Origin of the sequence: Nocardiopsis camelliae (assembly GCF_028993595.1) — a bacterium.
GTDB classification, from domain to species: Bacteria; Actinomycetota; Actinomycetes; order Streptosporangiales; family Streptosporangiaceae; genus Nocardiopsis; species Nocardiopsis dassonvillei.
Genome location: NZ_CP118614.1, coordinates 2,109,590 through 2,125,548, shown reverse-complemented (window position 1 = coordinate 2,125,548; position 15,959 = coordinate 2,109,590). Strand labels below are relative to the sequence as shown.

Below are 15,959 nucleotides of genomic sequence, written 5' to 3'. Positions count from 1 at the left end.
GCCCGGGGGACGCGAGGGGTCCGAGGGGTCCGAAGGGTCCGAGGGACGCGAGGGGCGCGGGCCCCCGGTGCCCGAAGGGTCCGAGGGACGCGAGGGGCGCGGGGCCTCCGGTACCCGAGGAACGCGAGGTGCGCGGGCCCCCGGTGCCCAAGGGGTCCGAGGGGCGCGGGGGGCGCGGGGGGCGCGGGGGGCGCGGGGCCTCCGGTACCCGAGGAACGCGAGGTGCGCGAGGGACGAGAAGGCGCGAGGACGCGAGAGGCACGGAGGCCCGGGCGGGGCCCGCCGTCAGCGCCAGGGGCCCGGGCCGGTGGACTCGCGCCACAGGATCGTGTTGAGCGGCTCGCGACCGACCTCCGCCGCCGTGCCCCGCACGGCCGCGACGAGGCGGCGCATGGCGTTGACGCCCAGCCGTTCGAGGTCCACGTCGACCGTGGTGAGCGAGGGCGACAGGTAGGCGCCCACCGGGTTGTTGTCCCACCCCGTCACGCTCAGGTCTCCCGGCACGCTCCACCCGCGCTCCATCGCCGCGCGGACCGCGCCCGCCGCGACCACGTCGTTGCCCGCGATGACGGCGCTGACCCCGCTGTCCTCGGGCAGGGAGTGCACGGCCTCGGCGCCGGACTCGGCCGTCCAGTCGCCGTCGAACACGCCGTGGGACTCCAGCCCCAGGCGTTCGACCGCCTCCAGGTAGGTCCGCCTGCGCCCCCGCGCCGAGGCGTACTGCAGGGGGCCGGACACGTGCAGGAAGCGCCGGTGCCCGGTCTTGGCCAGCCCCTCGACGAGGTCGGCGACGACCGATCCGTCGGCGATCTCGCCCAGACCGCGCATCTCGTCGTCGTAGTCGGCGGAGACGACCACGGAGGCGCCCTCGCCCGAGTCCCGGAGGCTGTCGGGGGCGACGGGGGCCAGGGACAGGACGCCCTCCACCTGGCCCGATCCGGCGAGTTCGAGCATGCGCTCGGTCCGGGCCCCGACCCCGCCGTCCACGCTCACCGCCTCGACGACGAACCCCTCCGCGTGGGCCGTCGCGATGGCCCCGGCCAGCAACCGGCTCGGGCTGGCACCGGGCACGCCGGGCAGGAGGATCGCCAGGCGCCCGGTCCGGCGCGTGCGCATCGACCGGGCCACCAGGTTGGGGCGGTAGTTGAGCTCCCGGATCGCGGCGTCCACGCGCTCGCGGGTCGCCTCCTTGAGCCCGCCCTCGAAGCGCAGGTAGCGCGAGACGGTCTGGTGGGAGACGCCCGCCAGGCGGGCGACCTCCATGATGGTCGGTCGGCGCCTGGTCGGTTCGGGTTCGGCCATCGGCTCCTCCTGGGGCGGGGCCCGTCGGCGGCGTCCGTCGGCGGGACCGGTCTTGACCGCGTCGGTCTTGACGGTGGATGTGAACGATCACTATTTTAGACCCGGCCGCAGAAAGTGAACGTTCACCATGGGTTCGTGATCCGAGGGGTGTGCCAGTGCCGAGTCCCAGACCACCGATTCGCGTAGCCGTCGTCGGGAGCGGCGGCATCACCCGGGGCAGGCACCTGCCCGCGCTCGCCGCCCTGGGGGACAGGGTCGAGGTGGTCGCGTTGGCCGACCTCGACGCGTCCCGTGTGGCCGCGACCGCCGACGAGTGGGGCGTTCCCGGCCGCTACACCGGCCTCGACGCCCTGCTGCGCGCCGAGTCCCCCGACCTGGTGATCGTGTGCACGCCGCCCGTCGCGCACAAGGACGCGGTGACCACGGCCCTGGACGCCGGGTGCTGGGTGTGGTGCGAGAAGCCGCCGGCGCTGTCCCTGGCCGAGTACGACGAGGTCGGTACCCACGAAGGGGGCGAGCGCGGGCCCTTCGTCAGCTACGTGTTCCAGCACCGTTTCGGCTCCGGCGCCGAGCGCCTGCGCCGCCACCTGGCCGAGGGAACGCTCGGCCGTCCGCTCGTCGGCGTGTGCAACACCCTGTGGTTCCGCGCCCCGGACTACTTCGAGGTCCCCTGGCGCGGACGCTGGGCGACCGAGGGGGGCGGCCCGAGCATGGGCCACGGCATCCACCAGATGGACCTGATGCTCTCCCTGCTCGGCGACTGGTCCGAGGTCACGGCCGTGATGTCCACGACCGCGCGGCCCACCGAGACCGAGGACGTGTCGATGGCGATCGTGCGCCTGGAGTCGGGCGCGACCGTCTCGGTGGCCAACAGCCTGCTCTCCCCCCGCGAGACCAGCTACCTGCGCTTCGACTTCGAGCACGCCACGGTCGAGCTGGAGCACCTCTACGGCTACGACAACGCGCACTGGCGCTGGACCCCCGCGCCGCACGTGCGCGACGCCGACGCGGTCGCGTCCTGGCCGCCGGTGGAGGACGAGCCGAGTTCGCACCGGGCCCAGCTCGCGGCGCTGCTCGACGCGATGGAACGCGGGGAGCGGCCCCGCGCCAGCGGCCCCGACGGGCGGCGCGCGCTCGAACTCGTCGCGGGCATGTACCGGTCGGCCCTGACCGGCACGACGGTACGGCGGCGGGACCTGACCCCCGACGACGGCTTCTACCACGCGATGCACGGGGGCGACGCGGTCACCGCCGCGGCCGTCCTCACCAGGACGGAGGAGACCACAGGTGCTTGAGACCCCCACCCTGACCGAAGGCGACGACGCGCTCACCGTGGCGGTGGGCGGGGTCGAGATCGCGCGCTACGTGCTGCGCCCCGACTCCCCCGCCACCGAGTCCCCCAAGCCCTACCTGCACCCCCTGCGCACCCTGAGCGGCGCGCCGCTGACCGCGTTCCGGCCGTGGGACCACCGGTGGCACAAGGGCCTCCAGATGACCTGGTCCCACGTCTCGGGACAGAACTTCTGGGGAGGGCCGACCTTCGTCCGCGGCGAGGGCTACCGGTGGCTGGGCAACAACGGCGCCATCGGCCACGAGGGGTTCACCTCCGTGGCCCGCGACGGCGAGGGCGTCTCGGTCACCGAGCGCCTGGCCTGGAGGAGTTCGGGCGGCGAGCGGTGGATCGCCGAGGTGCGCACCCACCGGTTCCACTCGGCGGACCGCGAACGGGGAATCTGGGCGCTGGACTTCGCGACCTCGCTGACCAACGTGCGCGGGAGGACCCTCGAACTGGGCAGCCCCACCACCCACGGCCGCGCCGCCGCGGGCTACACCGGGCTCTTCTGGCGCGGCCCCCGGTCGTGGACCGGCGGCGACGTGGTCAGCGCGACCGGCCTCACCGGCGCCGACGTCATGGGCACGGAGGCGAACTGGATCGCCTTCAGCGGCCAGCACGACGAGATCGACGGGGGTGCGACGGTCCTGGCCTACGCCGGGACCACGAGCGCCGCCGTCCCGATCAGGTGGTTCGTGCGGACCGAGCCCTTCCCCGTGTTCAGCCCCTCCCCCTCCTTCGACGAGGAGGTCGTCCTGGAGCCGGACCGCACCCTGAGCCTGCGCCACCGCCTGGTGTTCGTCGACCGGGTGTGCGCCGTGGACGAGGCCGGTGCGCTCGCGCGGGAGTACGCGCCCGGGGAGGACACGCCGTGAACACGCCCCGTTTCCCCGGCGGCACCGCCGTCAGCGGCCTGCGGGTCTACGACTGGGAGGCGCCAGACGGCCTGCACGGCGGCACGCCCCACGTCCACACCGCGTCGTCGGAGGCCTACGTGGTGGTCTCGGGCCGGGGCGAGGTGCACACGGTCACCCCGGGGGGCGTCGCGGCCGACCCGCTCGCGGCCGGCGCCGTGCTGTGGTTCGCCCCGGGCACGGTGCACCGGCTGGTGAACTCCGGCGGGCTGGAGATCACCGTGGTCATGCAGAACGCGGGCCTGCCCGAGGCGGGTGACGCGGTGTTCACCTTCCCCCGTGAGGTGCTGGCCGACACCGCGGCCTACGCCGCCGCGGCGGCCCTGCCCGCGGAGGGGTCGGAGGAGCTGCGCGCGGAGCGGGCGCGTGCCCGGCGCGATCTGGCCCTGCGGGGCTACTGGGAGCTGGTCGCGTCGGTCCGGGAGGAGGGCGCGGGGGCGCTGGAGGAGTTCCACCGGCTCGTGGCGGAGGTAGTGCGGCCGCGCGTGCGGGAATGGCGTGAGATCTGGCGCGAGGGTGTGGAACGGGAGGTGGAGCGCACCCGGGAGCAGCTCGCGTCGCTGGCCGGGGGCGACCCGGGGATCATGCGGGAGGCCGCCGTGGTGCGCACCGAGCCGAGGCCGGGGCCCCGGGCGTTCGGGATGTGCGGACGCCTGCGCACGTGGCGGGTCGCGGAGGCCCCCGGCACCGATGAGCCCCCGGGAGTCCCGGAGATCCCGTAGGCGTCGGACACCCTTCGTTTCGGACTCTTGGGAGCCCCGCAGGCCCCGTAAGCCCCGGGCACCCTCGATTTCAGAGGTCCGGAGTGCCCCGGGAGCGCCGGAGACCCCAGCGGCCACGGACACCTCCGCCTTAGCGGAAGCCCCAGGGGCCCGGTACGCCTCAGCTGCCCCGGAGACCCCGAACGCCCCCCGAACCCCGGAAAGCCCGGAAGGGAACAACTGACCGCCCCGGGAAACGGCCACGGCTCCGCCCTCGCGGAGCGGACGGCCTTCGGCTGCCACGGCGCAACCGGCCGACTGCCCGGCGCGTCCTACCGGACGCCTCCCTCCGATGAAAGGCCACCGCGTGGACTCCCCCGCCCCCGGTAAAGCCGCTCCCGAACGCCGAGACACCAGACGGAGCTCCCTGTGGCTCTTCGGTGCGCCGTACCTGTGCATCCTGCTCACGCTCTGCTTCCCCTTGGCCGACCTCGCGCTCTCCCCGGCACGTGTTGCGCCGAACGTGGACCTCGGCCCCCTGGCCGGGGCGCTCCTCCACATCCTGGCCACCGCCACCCTCTTCTACGTCACGTTCACGGGGTTCCGGAGGGCTGGCCTGCCCCATCCCCTGTGGAGTGTGCTGCTGCTGTCCGCGGTGGTGGTCACCGCCCTCCTCCAGTACTTCCTCATGCTCGAACAGGCCGATCTCGGCTGGAGCGTGTTCGTCACCGTGTACACGCACCTGACGGTGACCCTGGTCGTCGGCGGAGCCGCCGTCCTCACCGTGCTCCACCTCACCCGTGGACGCGGGATCCTGTGGGCCGCCGCCGCTCTCGCGGCCGTGGTCGCGGCGCGGGCCGCGTTGGACGGGTACACGGTCGAGGACCGACAGCAGGAGAGTCTGGCCAGGGCGCGGGCGCCGTTCGACCGCGTCGTGTACTCCCTCACCGGCAACCCTCCGGCCCGGGCCGTGCTGGACTCCGAGGACTGGACCGCCGTGGCCACGGACCGCGCAGGGCAGATCACCTACCAGCGCGCCGACGGCGCCGAGATCAGCGTCAGCTCTTGGGGCTCCGCGGAACGGGACCCCCACTGGACCGAGCACGACTATGCCGGACCGCTCCGGAGCGGCTGCGTGGACGAGGGCACCGCGTGCGAGGACTTCGAGGCACACGGGCGGAGCGGCGTGGTGTTCCGGGAGGGACCGCCCTCGGACGGCGTCATCGTGCGCGTGGCAGTGGGAGCGGACCCGCAGACCTACGCGGACGTCCACCTCACGGCCGGACCAGCGGGCCCGGTCCCGGAGGAGGTCATCGGACTGGCCGGTGACCTGCGGCTGATCAGGGACGGCGACGCCGAGCGGATCGCCGAGGAGATCACCGGTGGCCCGCGCCCCTGAGGTGCGGGGCTGACGGGGCGCCGCTGGGACGCGGAATGGCGGTACCAGCGTTCACCAGTGTCCTGGTAAGGGCTTTCCGTATCACCTGGTTCTGCGTCTCCGACTACGCCGTCCATCCAGGCCAATGCCCTTGCAAAGCGCGTCGCGCGAACACAGTCGAAACCCCTTCCGTCACTCGCGGCCCTTCTTCTCCACCGGGCACATAATCGGACGCCTCAACGCGCCACCCGCACAACGACGCCCCCGCGACCGAGAGCCACGAAACCTGACACAGAGCACTTCCAAAAAAGTGAACACCGCCCCGAACAGGAAGGACTCCGCGCTATTAACACGAAAGCACACGGAGAACAAGACCGTTGACGCGCTGAGAACGAACACTTAACTTCTCGTTTGAAAGCGCTTTCCGGACTACGGGCACCACCGTTCCACCGGAACGGTCGGCCCCGTGGCCGCACCACCCCATGGCCGACCGCGCCGCAACGACTCCACAGCAACGGCTGTGCCGCACCGACCGCACCCGCGAAGCCCCCATCCCCCAGCCCCTTCCATCACTCCCGTCCTTTCCGTTCACCGTCCCAATGGTCAGACGCACCAACCCCCCTGGAGACGAACGATGAAGACCAGACCCGCCCTCGCGTGCGCCGTCCTCCTGGCAGGCACGCTCGTCACGCTTTCCGGCACGGCGGCGCACGCCGCCACCACCCGCTACGAGGCCGAGGGCTCCTCAGCCTCCTGCAACGGCAGCATCGAGACCGAGTGGCCGGGCTACTCCGGCGACGGGTTCTGCGACACCGAGAACGAGGAGGGCGCCCACGTGCAGTTCAGCGTGAACGCCTCCGCCCCGGAAACGGCCACGCTGACCGTGCACTTCGCCAACGGCACCTCCTCCGCCCGCCCGGCCGACGTCCTCGTGAACGGCTCCCGGGCGGCGTCGGTCTCCTTCGAGGGCACCGGCGACTGGGACGAGTGGGCGACCAAGACGCTCACCGTCCAACTGGACGAGGGCGCCAACACGATCCGGTTCGACCCGACCGGCTCCCAGGGCATGCCCAACGTCGACTACCTCGACGTGGAGACCAGCGACGGCGGAGGCGATGACGGCGGCGGCGATGACGGGGGCGGCGACGACGGCGACCCGCCGACCTCGGACGCGCTGTACGTGGCTCCGGGCGGCAGCGCGGGCGCTGACGGCACCGAGTCCGACCCCACCACGCTCACCTCGGCCATCGACCGGATCGAACCCGGCGGGACGATCCACATGCGCGGCGGAACCTACTCCTTCTCGGACACGGTCACCATCCCGCTGGGCGAGGACGGCACCTCCGCCGACCGCACGGAGCTGTCCGCCTACCCGGGTGAGACCCCGGTGCTGAACTTCTCCGCCCAGAGCGAGGACTCCACCAACCGCGGCCTGGCGCTGGAGGCGTCCTACTGGCACATCGAGGGCATCGTCGTCGAGCACGCCGGGGACAACGGCATCTTCGTCAGCGGCAGCCACAACGTCATCGAGCGCACGGTGACCCGCTTCAACCACGACACCGGCCTCCAGCTCTCGCGCCGCGTCTCCAGCACCCCCGAGAGCGACTGGCCCGCCCACAACCTCATCCTGAGCGCGGAGTCGCACGACAACGCCGACTCCGACGGCGAGGACGCCGACGGCTTCGCCGCCAAGCTCACCTCCGGCCCCGGCAACGTCTTCCGCTACGCCGTGGCCCACAACAACATCGACGACGGCTGGGACCTCTACACCAAGGACGACACCGGCCCCATCGGCACCGTGACCATCGAGGACTCCCTGGCCTACGAGAACGGCATCCTCAGCGACGGCTCCCAGGCCGGGAACGGCGACCGCAACGGATTCAAGCTCGGCGGCGAGGACATCGGGGTCGACCACGTCATCACGGGCAACATCGCCTACGACAACGGCAAGCACGGGTTCACCTACAACAGCAACCCGGGCTCGATGACGGTGTCGGACAACGTCAGCATCGGCAACGAGGAGCGCAACTTCAACTTCGACGACGGCTCCTCGGTGTTCCGCGGCAACACCTCGTGCGACAGCGGTTCCAACGACCGGATCATCGGCAACGCCGACAGCTCCAACCAGTTCTGGTCCGGCTCGAACGGGTCGCGGTGCTCCTCCTACGACGGCGGCCTGGACTGGTCCCACTCCGCCGACGGCACCCTGGTCGTGACCTTCGGGGGCCAGCGGGTCACGCCGTAACCGGCGCCACGGGCCGGGTGCGCTGACGCGACCGAGGCGCCCGCCACGGTTCGGTCCCCGGACCCGCACCCGCGAACAGGAGGCCCCGGCCAGCGAGGAAGTCCGCTGGCCGGGGCCTCACCCCATGGTTGCGCGCCTCCGGTCCGACGGGCCCGGAGGCGCTTACGGCGGCCGGGAGGACCGGGCGGCACCACGACGCGGGCCGGGAGCCCGGCGCATGGCCTCATCTGTGGACGCGGCCATGCGCCGGGCTCAGAAGTCCCTGCCGCACCGCCCATGTCTCGAAACCCCCCTTGTGGAAAGGAAGGCGCAGTTCGGCCTCGATCAGGTCGTCCATGAACGAGGAGGCACTCGTCACCGTCCACGTTCCGGCGCAGCAGGCGTCCGCTACCAGGCCCGCAGTGCCCCGCACCGCGAGACCACGGCGTTCCGCGACCTTACGGGCGGGCTTGTCGTCCATGTACACCGTTCCACCATGCGCGTCGGCATAGGTGCACAGCGTCGTCTCACCGATATTGTGCTCGTGTGTCATCTTCAGCCACTGGCTCCACGCCAGAAAACGACCGTGGTAGGCCAGGGAATCGGTACGCGCCCTGCCCAGCCACGAGGCGGACACAACCCGTCGCAGAACCTCGCTGTCCTCCTCATTGCGCTCCACTTCCTCAATGACTGAGTGGGTAGTGAGACACTCGTAGCCTTTCAGCAGACTCCCGAGGACATCGAGGCGGTCGATCCGGGCGGCGTACAACAGAGGCGAGGCATCGATCAGCAGTACGCGGGAGGAGAGGTCCAAACCGCTATTCCTCGTCGAAATCGTCGGGGGTCACCTGTCCTCGCATCATCTCGACCGCGCCCACAACGGTGATCAGGTCGTCATCGAGTGCCCTCATCACCGCTGAGGCGTACCCCGGGGGGACCCGCACCGCGGACAGGTCAGGCTGCGGCTTCCACCCCAGGGAGTTCCTGAACTCCGCTGCTGTGGGGGTCTGTTCCTTCATCCGCTGCCAGAACTCCGCCTTCCTGCCGCCCTCGGGCACCGCCTGATGGACAGCAAGGGTCCAGGAGACCTTGTAAGTAGCGGACAGCTTGACAAGGTTGTGCCGCACCTCTTCTGGGTTCTTGCGTGCAACGGCCCGCCTGGCGACCTTTGTCGGCAGGAGGAATTCCGCGGCGAAGGCGTCCACCGCCTTCTCCCGGTCCCGCCGGGAGGCGTGCACTCCCAGGTCGCTGGAGAACTCGTCCCCCAGGACGAGATGGCCGAGCTCGTGTGCCGCGGTGCTGCGCTGCCGCCCGGGTTGCAGGTGCTCGTTGACGATAGCCACAGCCACGTCGTCGTCTACCAGGGAAGCTCCGTCCGCCCCTTCAGGCAGCGAGACGACAGCGGTGTACTGCCCTGCCCTCTCACACTCCTCGGTCATCGACCCCAACGGCTCCGCCCCCAGACCCAACTGCTCACGCAACCAGACAGCCGCTTCCTTCGCCTCACCGCTGCTGCCCACGGTGCCTGGAAAACGCAGCAGAGGCGGGGCCTTGAGCACACCATCGGCCATGAGTTGGCGTACATCCCTCAACCACTCCGAGAGTCGGGCTTCGGTCCGATAAGCCCTCTTGGAATCTTCACTCCTGTCGAGCTCGGTCGCGGTGGCCGTCCTGCGGGAGACGACGGTGGGAGGGGCACTCAGAAAGTGAGCCAGGGGGTAGTCGAGCTCCCTGGCGATTCGCGTGAGCTCGACCGCGTCGATATGGCGGACTCCACTCTCCAGCTTGGAGACCATCGAGCGCTCCAAGCCGATGCGCTCGGCCATCTCCCCTTGGGACATTCCAACAGAGAGACGGCTCAGTTTGACGCGCTCTCCGATCGACTCCCAACTCAGCTCCTGTGCCATGTGTGCGATCATCGCACAGCGCTCTCGGCGTGTGAACCGGGATGCCAGAACGGTGAAGTAATTTCTTCCGCGCTGGCAGACAAACCCTTCGAAAACGGATCCTCAGGGGCCCAGGCGGCGCAGCGCGTCCTCCCAGCGGTGGCGGCGGTCGGCCTCCGGCAGTTCCCACCAGGGCGTTCCGCGCTCGCCCAGGCCCTCCTTGGCCAGGGCCACACGTGCGCGCGCACGCCCCTCGGCACCGGTGTCCCCGGTGCGCAGCGCGGCGGCCACGTCCCTGCGCGCGGACATCAGGTGTCTCACCAGGCGCTCGCGTACCGGTTCCGGCAACTGCGGGTCGCTCGCGCGCCAACGTCGGCCGGAGACCACGACGTAGCGTCCGTCCTCGGTGCGTTCGGGCATGTCCGTGTGGTGCCCGCGATCGGTCCCGGACAAGCGCGCCGCTGTCCCCAGGGCCGGTCATCGCCCGGTTCAGGTCCGGTCCGCCTCCTCCAGGAAGGCGGCGATGTCGGCGGCCAGCTCCTCGGGGTACTCGCCGTTGATCGCGTGTGAGGCCTCCGGGTAGACCTCCACCGTGCCGTGGGGCAGGGCGCGCTCGGCGGTGGCCGCGGCGGTGTCGGGGTCGTGCATCACCGACCGTCCGGCGACGAACGCCAGCACGGGCACGTCCAGGTCCGTGAGGGCCTCCTCGCTGACCCTGCCGGGCGGGGGCAGCTTGAGCGCGTAGTTCTGCATGGCGGACTCGATCATCCGGGCGACCGGAACGTCCTCCACCGGAGCGCCGCCCGCGGTCCAGGAGTTGAAGTCCTCGCGCCAGGAGCGCGGCAGCCAGGGCAGCGAGGCGGGCAGGGAGCGCAGGATCGCCTCCACGGGCATGTCGTCGAAGACGAACACCGGGTCGACCAGCGTCAACGAGGCCACCAGCGAGGGCTCGCGGACGGCCAGGTTGGTCGCCGTCCAGCCGCCGATCGACAGCCCCACCAGGTGGAACCCCTCCTCGGGCAGACCGTCCAGGGCCTGGTGCAGCCACGCCGCCTGGTCGGCGTCGTCCTCGATCGGCCGCTCCTGCACGCTCATCCCGGGCTCGCCCAGCAGGTCGACCGTGTAGACGTCCCCGACCTCCAGCAGGGAGGGCAGGTTGTCCGCCCAGACCGGCGAGGGCGCCGCCCGGCCGGGCAGCAGGACCAGCGGTTCCTCCCTGTCCCCCGTGCCCTCGAAGCGGTACATCCGCACGATTCCGTAGTCGGTGCGCACGTCGATCTCGGCGTCGGGCCGGGGCAGGTCGGCCATCGCGGCCTCGTAGGTGCGCATGAAGGCGTCCCGCCCCTCGGCCGAGCGCCAGTGCCCCACCGGTGAGGGCGTGCGCAGGGCGACCGCGGCGAGGAGCACCGCGACGACCACGGCGCACGCCACGATGATCCACCGGTTGCGCTTCTTCTTCTGCATGACAACCCCTAACCGCTTGGTAAGTAATCTGACCATACGGTAAGTTCTGGAGTCATGACAAGAGAGAACCCCCGGTCGCGGGAGCCCGAACAGGGGCACGAGCAGGCAGAAGGGCAGCCACGGGAGCGCGAGCGCGGACCCCGCAGGCCCACGCTGACCGAGCAGGCGAGGCGCGCGCAGCTCATCGACGTCACAGTCGGGCTCATCGCCGAACACGGGGACGCGGCGACCTCGCTGGCCCGCATCGCCGAGGCCGCGGGGATCACCAAGGCGGCGGTGCTGTACCACTTCCGCTCCAAGGACGCCCTGGTGCGCGCGGCGCACGAGAGCGCGCTCAGCGGCCTGGTCGAGCACGTGGGCCGGGCCGTGGAGAGCGTCGACGCCGAACGGGCCCCCGCCGCCTACATCCGCTCGATGGTCGGCTACCTGCGCGACCACCCGGGGCACACCCGGGTGGTCATCGCGGCGGTGAGCGACGAGGACCGCCGCTCCAGCCAGCGCTGGCGTCCCCTGGCGGACCTGATGGCGGCCGCCCGGCGGGCGCGCGGGGCGGACCCGGGCACGGAGGGGCCGGACCTGCGCACCACGGCGCTGATCGTCGGCGGCGGCATGGACGCGATCGTGGCCGAGCACCTGGACCACCCCGACTACGACCCGCTCGCGGCGGCCGAGGGACTGGTCGCCATGCTCGACGGCGTTCTCTTCTCCTGACCGGCGGCGAACCGGCACGGGGCTTCCACGCCCGCGTTCCCCACCCGTGACCCCCGCCGGGGCACGTCCGCGTCCGCCCTGACAACGACTTCGGGGCGGACGACCGCAGAGCGGACCCGGGCGGCGTACCGGAGCCCCGGTCCCGGCGGCCTCGGCGGCGGGACCGGTCAGCGCGGTCACGGACGCGGTCCCACCGGACAGGTGTACACGTTGGCCAAAGCAGGCCAAATACTTCCAAAAGGCCGCGCATGCGACACGGCGCCTGCGACGATGACGCTTCCATCAGCCCCTCAGGAGCGTCCATGCCACGTCTTGCCCTGCGCGCCGCCGCGATCGCCGCGGCCGCCGTCACCGCCGCCTCCCTGCTGTCGACCCCGGCACAGGCCGCCTCCACCACCGGGGCGCTGATGATCACGCACGTGCGCCCCAACGCCGCCGGGTCGGACACCTCCAGCAATGTCAACGGCGAGTACTTCCTCATCAGGAACGTCACCACGCGCACCGTGAACGTGGGCGGGTACGTCCCCGACATCACCACCAACACCTACGGGCGACCGCTGCCCTCCTACAACCTGCCTGCGGGTGCGACGGCCTACGTGCGCACCGGCAGTGGCACCAACCGGCGCGACTCCAACGGCAACCACCAGATCTACCGGGGCTACGCCCGCCACGTGCTGCTCAACAGCAGCACCAGCCGCAACCCCGACCTGCGCCTGAAGCGCCCCGGCAGTGCCGACAACAACGCCAGCGCGGGCACCATCAGCTCCTGCAACTGGGGCAGCGCCGCCAACGGCACCACCTACCGCTGCTGACCGCTGTTCGGCCCCGGCCCGGTCGGCCACAGGGCCGGGGCCGAACCGACGGGCGTGGCGGCTCCGGGGCGCGGGGCCGGGCGCGATCAGACGGAACGGGTCAGGCGGCGGCGCCGGAGCGGAACCGCTCCCGGTAGGCGCGGGCCGTGTCCATCACGCCGTCGAGCACATCCCGGGTGCGGACCAGTTCGGCGATGTGCTCGGTGAGCCGGTCGCGCTCCTGGGCCATGCGCTCCATCGCCGCGTCGGAGTTGCGCTCGCTGGGCGCCTCGGCACAGGGCAGCACTTCGTAGATGGTGCGGCTGGAGAGCCCGGCGGCGTACAGCCGCTGGACGAAGGCGACGCGCTCGACGGCGGCCTCGGTGTAGTGCCGCTGCCCGCTGGCGCTGCGGGTGCTGGTGAGCAGCCCCTGCTCCTCGTAGTAGCGCAGGGACCGGACGCTCACACCCGTCCGCCTGGCGAGTTCCCCGATGCGCACGCTTCCTCCCCCGTGACCCGCGACACAGCCTCTTGCCCCTCACATCAATGTCAGGTTTTAGCGTAGTCGACGTGCCCGACCGGAGCACACCGCCCACGGAGGAGAACCTGTCGTGACCAGCATCTTCCAGCCCTACCGGCTCGCCGACCTGCACCTGCCCAACCGGGTCGTGATGGCGCCGATGACCCGTGTCCGCGCCGCGGAGGGCGGGCTGGCGACACCGTCCATGGCGGCCTACTACGCCCAGCGCGCGACAGCGGGGCTCATCGTCTCCGAGGGGGTGCAGCCGAGCCTGGTGGGGCAGTCCAACCCGGGAACGCCGGGCCTGTACACCGACGAGCAGGTCGCCTCCTGGAAGCCGGTGACCGAAGCGGTGCACGCCAACGGCGGCCGTATCTTCGCCCAGATCATGCACGGCGGGCGCGTCTCGCACCCCGAGACCACCGGAACGCAGCCGCTCGGCCCCTCGGCGGTTCCCGCGGTCGGGGACGTGTTCACCCCGACCGGCCGCCAGCCCGCTCCGATGCCGCGTGCGATGACGGAGGCCGAGGTGCCCGAGCACGCCGGGTCCTACGCCCGGGCAGCCCGCCGCGCCGTGGCCGCCGGGTTCGACGGGGTCGAGCTGCACGGCGCCAACGGCTACCTGATCTCGCAGTTCCTCTCCGACAACGCCAATCTGCGCACCGACTCCTACGGGGGCTCGGTGGCCAACCGCATCCGGTTCGCCGTCGAGGCCACCACCGCCACCGCCGACGCCGTGGGCCCGGAGCGCACCGGTATCCGCCTCTCCCCCGGCGCGGGGTTCTGGGGGGTGCAGGAGACGAACGTCCTGGAGATGTACACCGCGCTGCTGGCCGAGCTGGCCCGGATCGGGGTGGCCTACGTCCACCTCGAAGCCACCACCGACGAGGAACTGCTGCTGGAACTGCGCCGCGTCTGGTCGGGCACCCTCATCATGAACCCCGTGTACCCCATGGGCCCCAAGCAGGTCGGCCGGACCGAAGCAGACCACTGGCTCGGGTTGGGGGCCGACCTCATCAGCTTCGGCCGCTCGTTCATCGCCAACCCCGACCTGGTGGAACGGCTGCGCACCGGGCTGCCGATCGCGCCGGCGGACGAGGAGACCTACTACCAGGGCGGCGAACGGGGCTACCTGACCTACCCGGCGTACCAGTACAGCGCGTAGATCGGGGGTCCTGCGGCTCCGCCCGGTTCTCCGGCCCGGTCCTGGTCCTGTTCGGCCCCGAAGCCCAGGTCTGTAAGTCCGCATGGAAATTCGTGTGGAGGACGCAAGGCAGCGGAGGAAGCGCGGAGAACGCGGCGGCCCTTCCGGGAACCTTCCCGGAAGGGCCGCGCTGGTTGGAAGCCGGATGCAGATCTTGCAGGCGAAAGCGGATGTCGTCAGGCCATGGCGGAAACCCGCGTGCCGCCCAGCGCCCGCGTCCAGGGGCGGGCGGCGGGCGGGTCGGCGTCCAGGGTGCGGCGCGGCTGCGGCCACAGGGCGAGGAGGAGTGCGTCCACGTTCGGCGCTTCCAGAAGTCCGGTGGAAGTGACGGCCCAGAAGGATTGCGTGGACTCGCCAAAGTAGATGATCAGGTGGCGATGCCGAGCCTGGAGGGCAGCAGCCTGCGCATGTTCAGGAGCGAATTCCGCGCGGTGGCCGCCCAGACGCGGAAGCCGCTGGGCACGGCGAACCCGGCAGGAGGGGTGTTCGCACACAGGGCAGACCGGACCGACGAGCGGGGTACGGCGCGGGAGCGGGCTGACGGGGTGGATAGGTCGGATTGGTCGATCATCGTCCGAACGCCTGGGCGAGGGGATAGGGTTCTGCATCAGATCCTCTTTCCTTGCATATGCGGTGTTTGGTTTCGGGGGTTCAGGGCCCAGGAGAAGCGTTGGCGCGCTTACCTGGGCCCGTCTCATGTCATCGACATGTCAGAGCGCGAAGCTCAGTGGTCGGCTACCGGTGTCAGTCGTTGGTGGCAGTCGTCGGCCTCAGTTGCTGGCAGCGGTGTTCCACCGGCTTCCGGTCAGGTCGTAGGCCAGGTAGAACCAGACCGTGCGGAACTCCGCGTTGCCGTTGTCGCCCCATTCGGAGGCGAAGGCGTTCACCATCGCCAGACCCCGACCGGATTCGGCGTCCAGATTCAGGCCGTTCGCCTTGGGCGTCAGGTGGGCGTCATGCTCGCGCAGGCCGCCCCGGTCGCGGCAGGCCAGGTGCAGCCCGGTGCGGTGGCGGTGAACCAGGAGGCTGTAGCTGCCACCGGGACGCCCGGAGAGGCTGTGGCGGATCGCGTTGTTGGCGAGTTCGCTGCCCAGAAGGGTGAAGAGGTAGCGGTAGTCAGCACAGCGGGCGGCGGCACAGGTGTCCAGGAACGCCCGGGCCAAGGGCATCACGGCCGGAGTCCCCGCGAAGTTGTAGCGGCGCATCCGGTAGTTGGGACGCTCGGGCTGCCGGGTGAAGTAGTGGCGATGCGCGGGCTGGATGAAGCTGGACAGCGGCACGGTCGCCTCACCCAGCACCGGCACAGGGACAGGCGTGGGCATGGGCGCCGGAATTTTTGCAGGCATGACGAACACACTCCTTGGCATGGCAGGTCATGAGCAGGGGTTTCGTAGGCCCGTCGGAGGAGTCTCACGGTTGTCGTGATGCGCGGCACGGGCAAGGCGTAGCCTGACCAGAATGAACTCTGCGTGATGGACTGGTCACGACCACACCCCAAAGATAACTAGCAATCGTAGAGTTTTCAAGCCAG

At 71.1% G+C, this 15,959-nt stretch carries 15 protein-coding genes; 8 read left to right on the top strand and 7 right to left on the bottom strand.

The genetic code is table 11. The features are described from left to right. Window positions 1–285: 285 nt before the first annotated feature. Window positions 286–1,302 carry a LacI family DNA-binding transcriptional regulator gene (locus PV789_RS09345; RefSeq protein ID WP_274977035.1) on the bottom strand — a complete coding sequence of 339 codons (1,017 nt, stop codon included), beginning with the start codon at window positions 1,300–1,302 and terminating at the stop codon, window positions 286–288. Between the two features lie 155 nt (window positions 1,303–1,457). On the opposite strand from PV789_RS09345, the gene PV789_RS09340 reads away from it, so the two are divergent. From PV789_RS09340 to PV789_RS09320, 5 genes are all read left to right on the top strand, one after another. Then, on the top strand, window positions 1,458–2,597 hold the full coding sequence (locus PV789_RS09340; RefSeq protein ID WP_274977034.1) for a Gfo/Idh/MocA family protein: 1,140 nt from the start codon (window positions 1,458–1,460) through the stop codon (window positions 2,595–2,597). After that, window positions 2,590–3,510 carry a DUF6807 domain-containing protein gene (locus PV789_RS09335; RefSeq protein ID WP_274977033.1) on the top strand — a complete coding sequence of 307 codons (921 nt, stop codon included), beginning with the start codon at window positions 2,590–2,592 and terminating at the stop codon, window positions 3,508–3,510. The genes PV789_RS09340 and PV789_RS09335 overlap by 8 nt, the downstream gene beginning before the upstream one ends. Further along, entirely contained in the window at window positions 3,507–4,271 is a 765-nt protein-coding gene (locus PV789_RS09330; protein ID WP_274977032.1) for a cupin domain-containing protein, read from the top strand. Before PV789_RS09335 ends, PV789_RS09330 begins: the two co-directional genes overlap by 4 nt. Before the next feature lie 346 nt (window positions 4,272–4,617). Further along, complete coding sequence (locus PV789_RS09325; protein ID WP_274977031.1) at window positions 4,618–5,649, top strand: hypothetical protein; 1,032 nt, start codon at window positions 4,618–4,620, stop codon at window positions 5,647–5,649. A 613-nt stretch (window positions 5,650–6,262) separates the two neighbouring features. Continuing rightward, the gene (locus PV789_RS09320; protein WP_274977030.1) at window positions 6,263–7,873 is read left to right on the top strand and encodes a right-handed parallel beta-helix repeat-containing protein; all 1,611 of its coding nucleotides are present in this window, start codon (window positions 6,263–6,265) and stop codon (window positions 7,871–7,873) included. Between the two features lie 223 nt (window positions 7,874–8,096). Here PV789_RS09320 and PV789_RS09315 read toward each other — a convergent pair whose 3' ends face one another. From PV789_RS09315 to PV789_RS09300, 4 genes are all read right to left on the bottom strand, one after another. Next, on the bottom strand, window positions 8,097–8,666 hold the full coding sequence (locus PV789_RS09315) for a PIN domain-containing protein (RefSeq protein ID WP_274977029.1): 570 nt from the start codon (window positions 8,664–8,666) through the stop codon (window positions 8,097–8,099). A 4-nt stretch (window positions 8,667–8,670) separates the two neighbouring features. Beyond that, complete coding sequence (locus PV789_RS09310) at window positions 8,671–9,759, bottom strand: helix-turn-helix domain-containing protein (RefSeq protein WP_368045822.1); 1,089 nt, start codon at window positions 9,757–9,759, stop codon at window positions 8,671–8,673. A gap of 102 nt (window positions 9,760–9,861) precedes the next feature. Further along, window positions 9,862–10,158 (bottom strand): hypothetical protein, encoded by a 297-nt coding sequence (locus tag PV789_RS09305; protein WP_274977027.1) that lies wholly within the window; start codon window positions 10,156–10,158, stop codon window positions 9,862–9,864. Between the two features lie 69 nt (window positions 10,159–10,227). Beyond that, on the bottom strand, window positions 10,228–11,202 hold the full coding sequence (locus PV789_RS09300) for an alpha/beta fold hydrolase (RefSeq protein ID WP_274977026.1): 975 nt from the start codon (window positions 11,200–11,202) through the stop codon (window positions 10,228–10,230). Between the two features lie 54 nt (window positions 11,203–11,256). On the opposite strand from PV789_RS09300, the gene PV789_RS09295 reads away from it, so the two are divergent. Further along, window positions 11,257–11,913 (top strand): TetR/AcrR family transcriptional regulator, encoded by a 657-nt coding sequence (locus PV789_RS09295; RefSeq protein ID WP_274977025.1) that lies wholly within the window; start codon window positions 11,257–11,259, stop codon window positions 11,911–11,913. A 302-nt stretch (window positions 11,914–12,215) separates the two neighbouring features. Beyond that, complete coding sequence (locus tag PV789_RS09290) at window positions 12,216–12,725, top strand: lamin tail domain-containing protein (protein ID WP_274977024.1); 510 nt, start codon at window positions 12,216–12,218, stop codon at window positions 12,723–12,725. Window positions 12,726–12,825: 100 nt separating this feature from the next. Here PV789_RS09290 and PV789_RS09285 read toward each other — a convergent pair whose 3' ends face one another. Further along, entirely contained in the window at window positions 12,826–13,203 is a 378-nt protein-coding gene (locus PV789_RS09285; protein ID WP_274977023.1) for a MerR family transcriptional regulator, read from the bottom strand. 112 nt (window positions 13,204–13,315) lie between these two features. On the opposite strand from PV789_RS09285, the gene PV789_RS09280 reads away from it, so the two are divergent. Continuing rightward, entirely contained in the window at window positions 13,316–14,389 is a 1,074-nt protein-coding gene (locus PV789_RS09280) for an alkene reductase (RefSeq protein ID WP_274977022.1), read from the top strand. Window positions 14,390–15,198: 809 nt separating this feature from the next. Here PV789_RS09280 and PV789_RS09270 read toward each other — a convergent pair. Continuing rightward, complete coding sequence (locus PV789_RS09270; protein ID WP_274977020.1) at window positions 15,199–15,750, bottom strand: ATP-binding protein; 552 nt, start codon at window positions 15,748–15,750, stop codon at window positions 15,199–15,201. Between the last annotated feature and the right edge of the window lie 209 nt (window positions 15,751–15,959).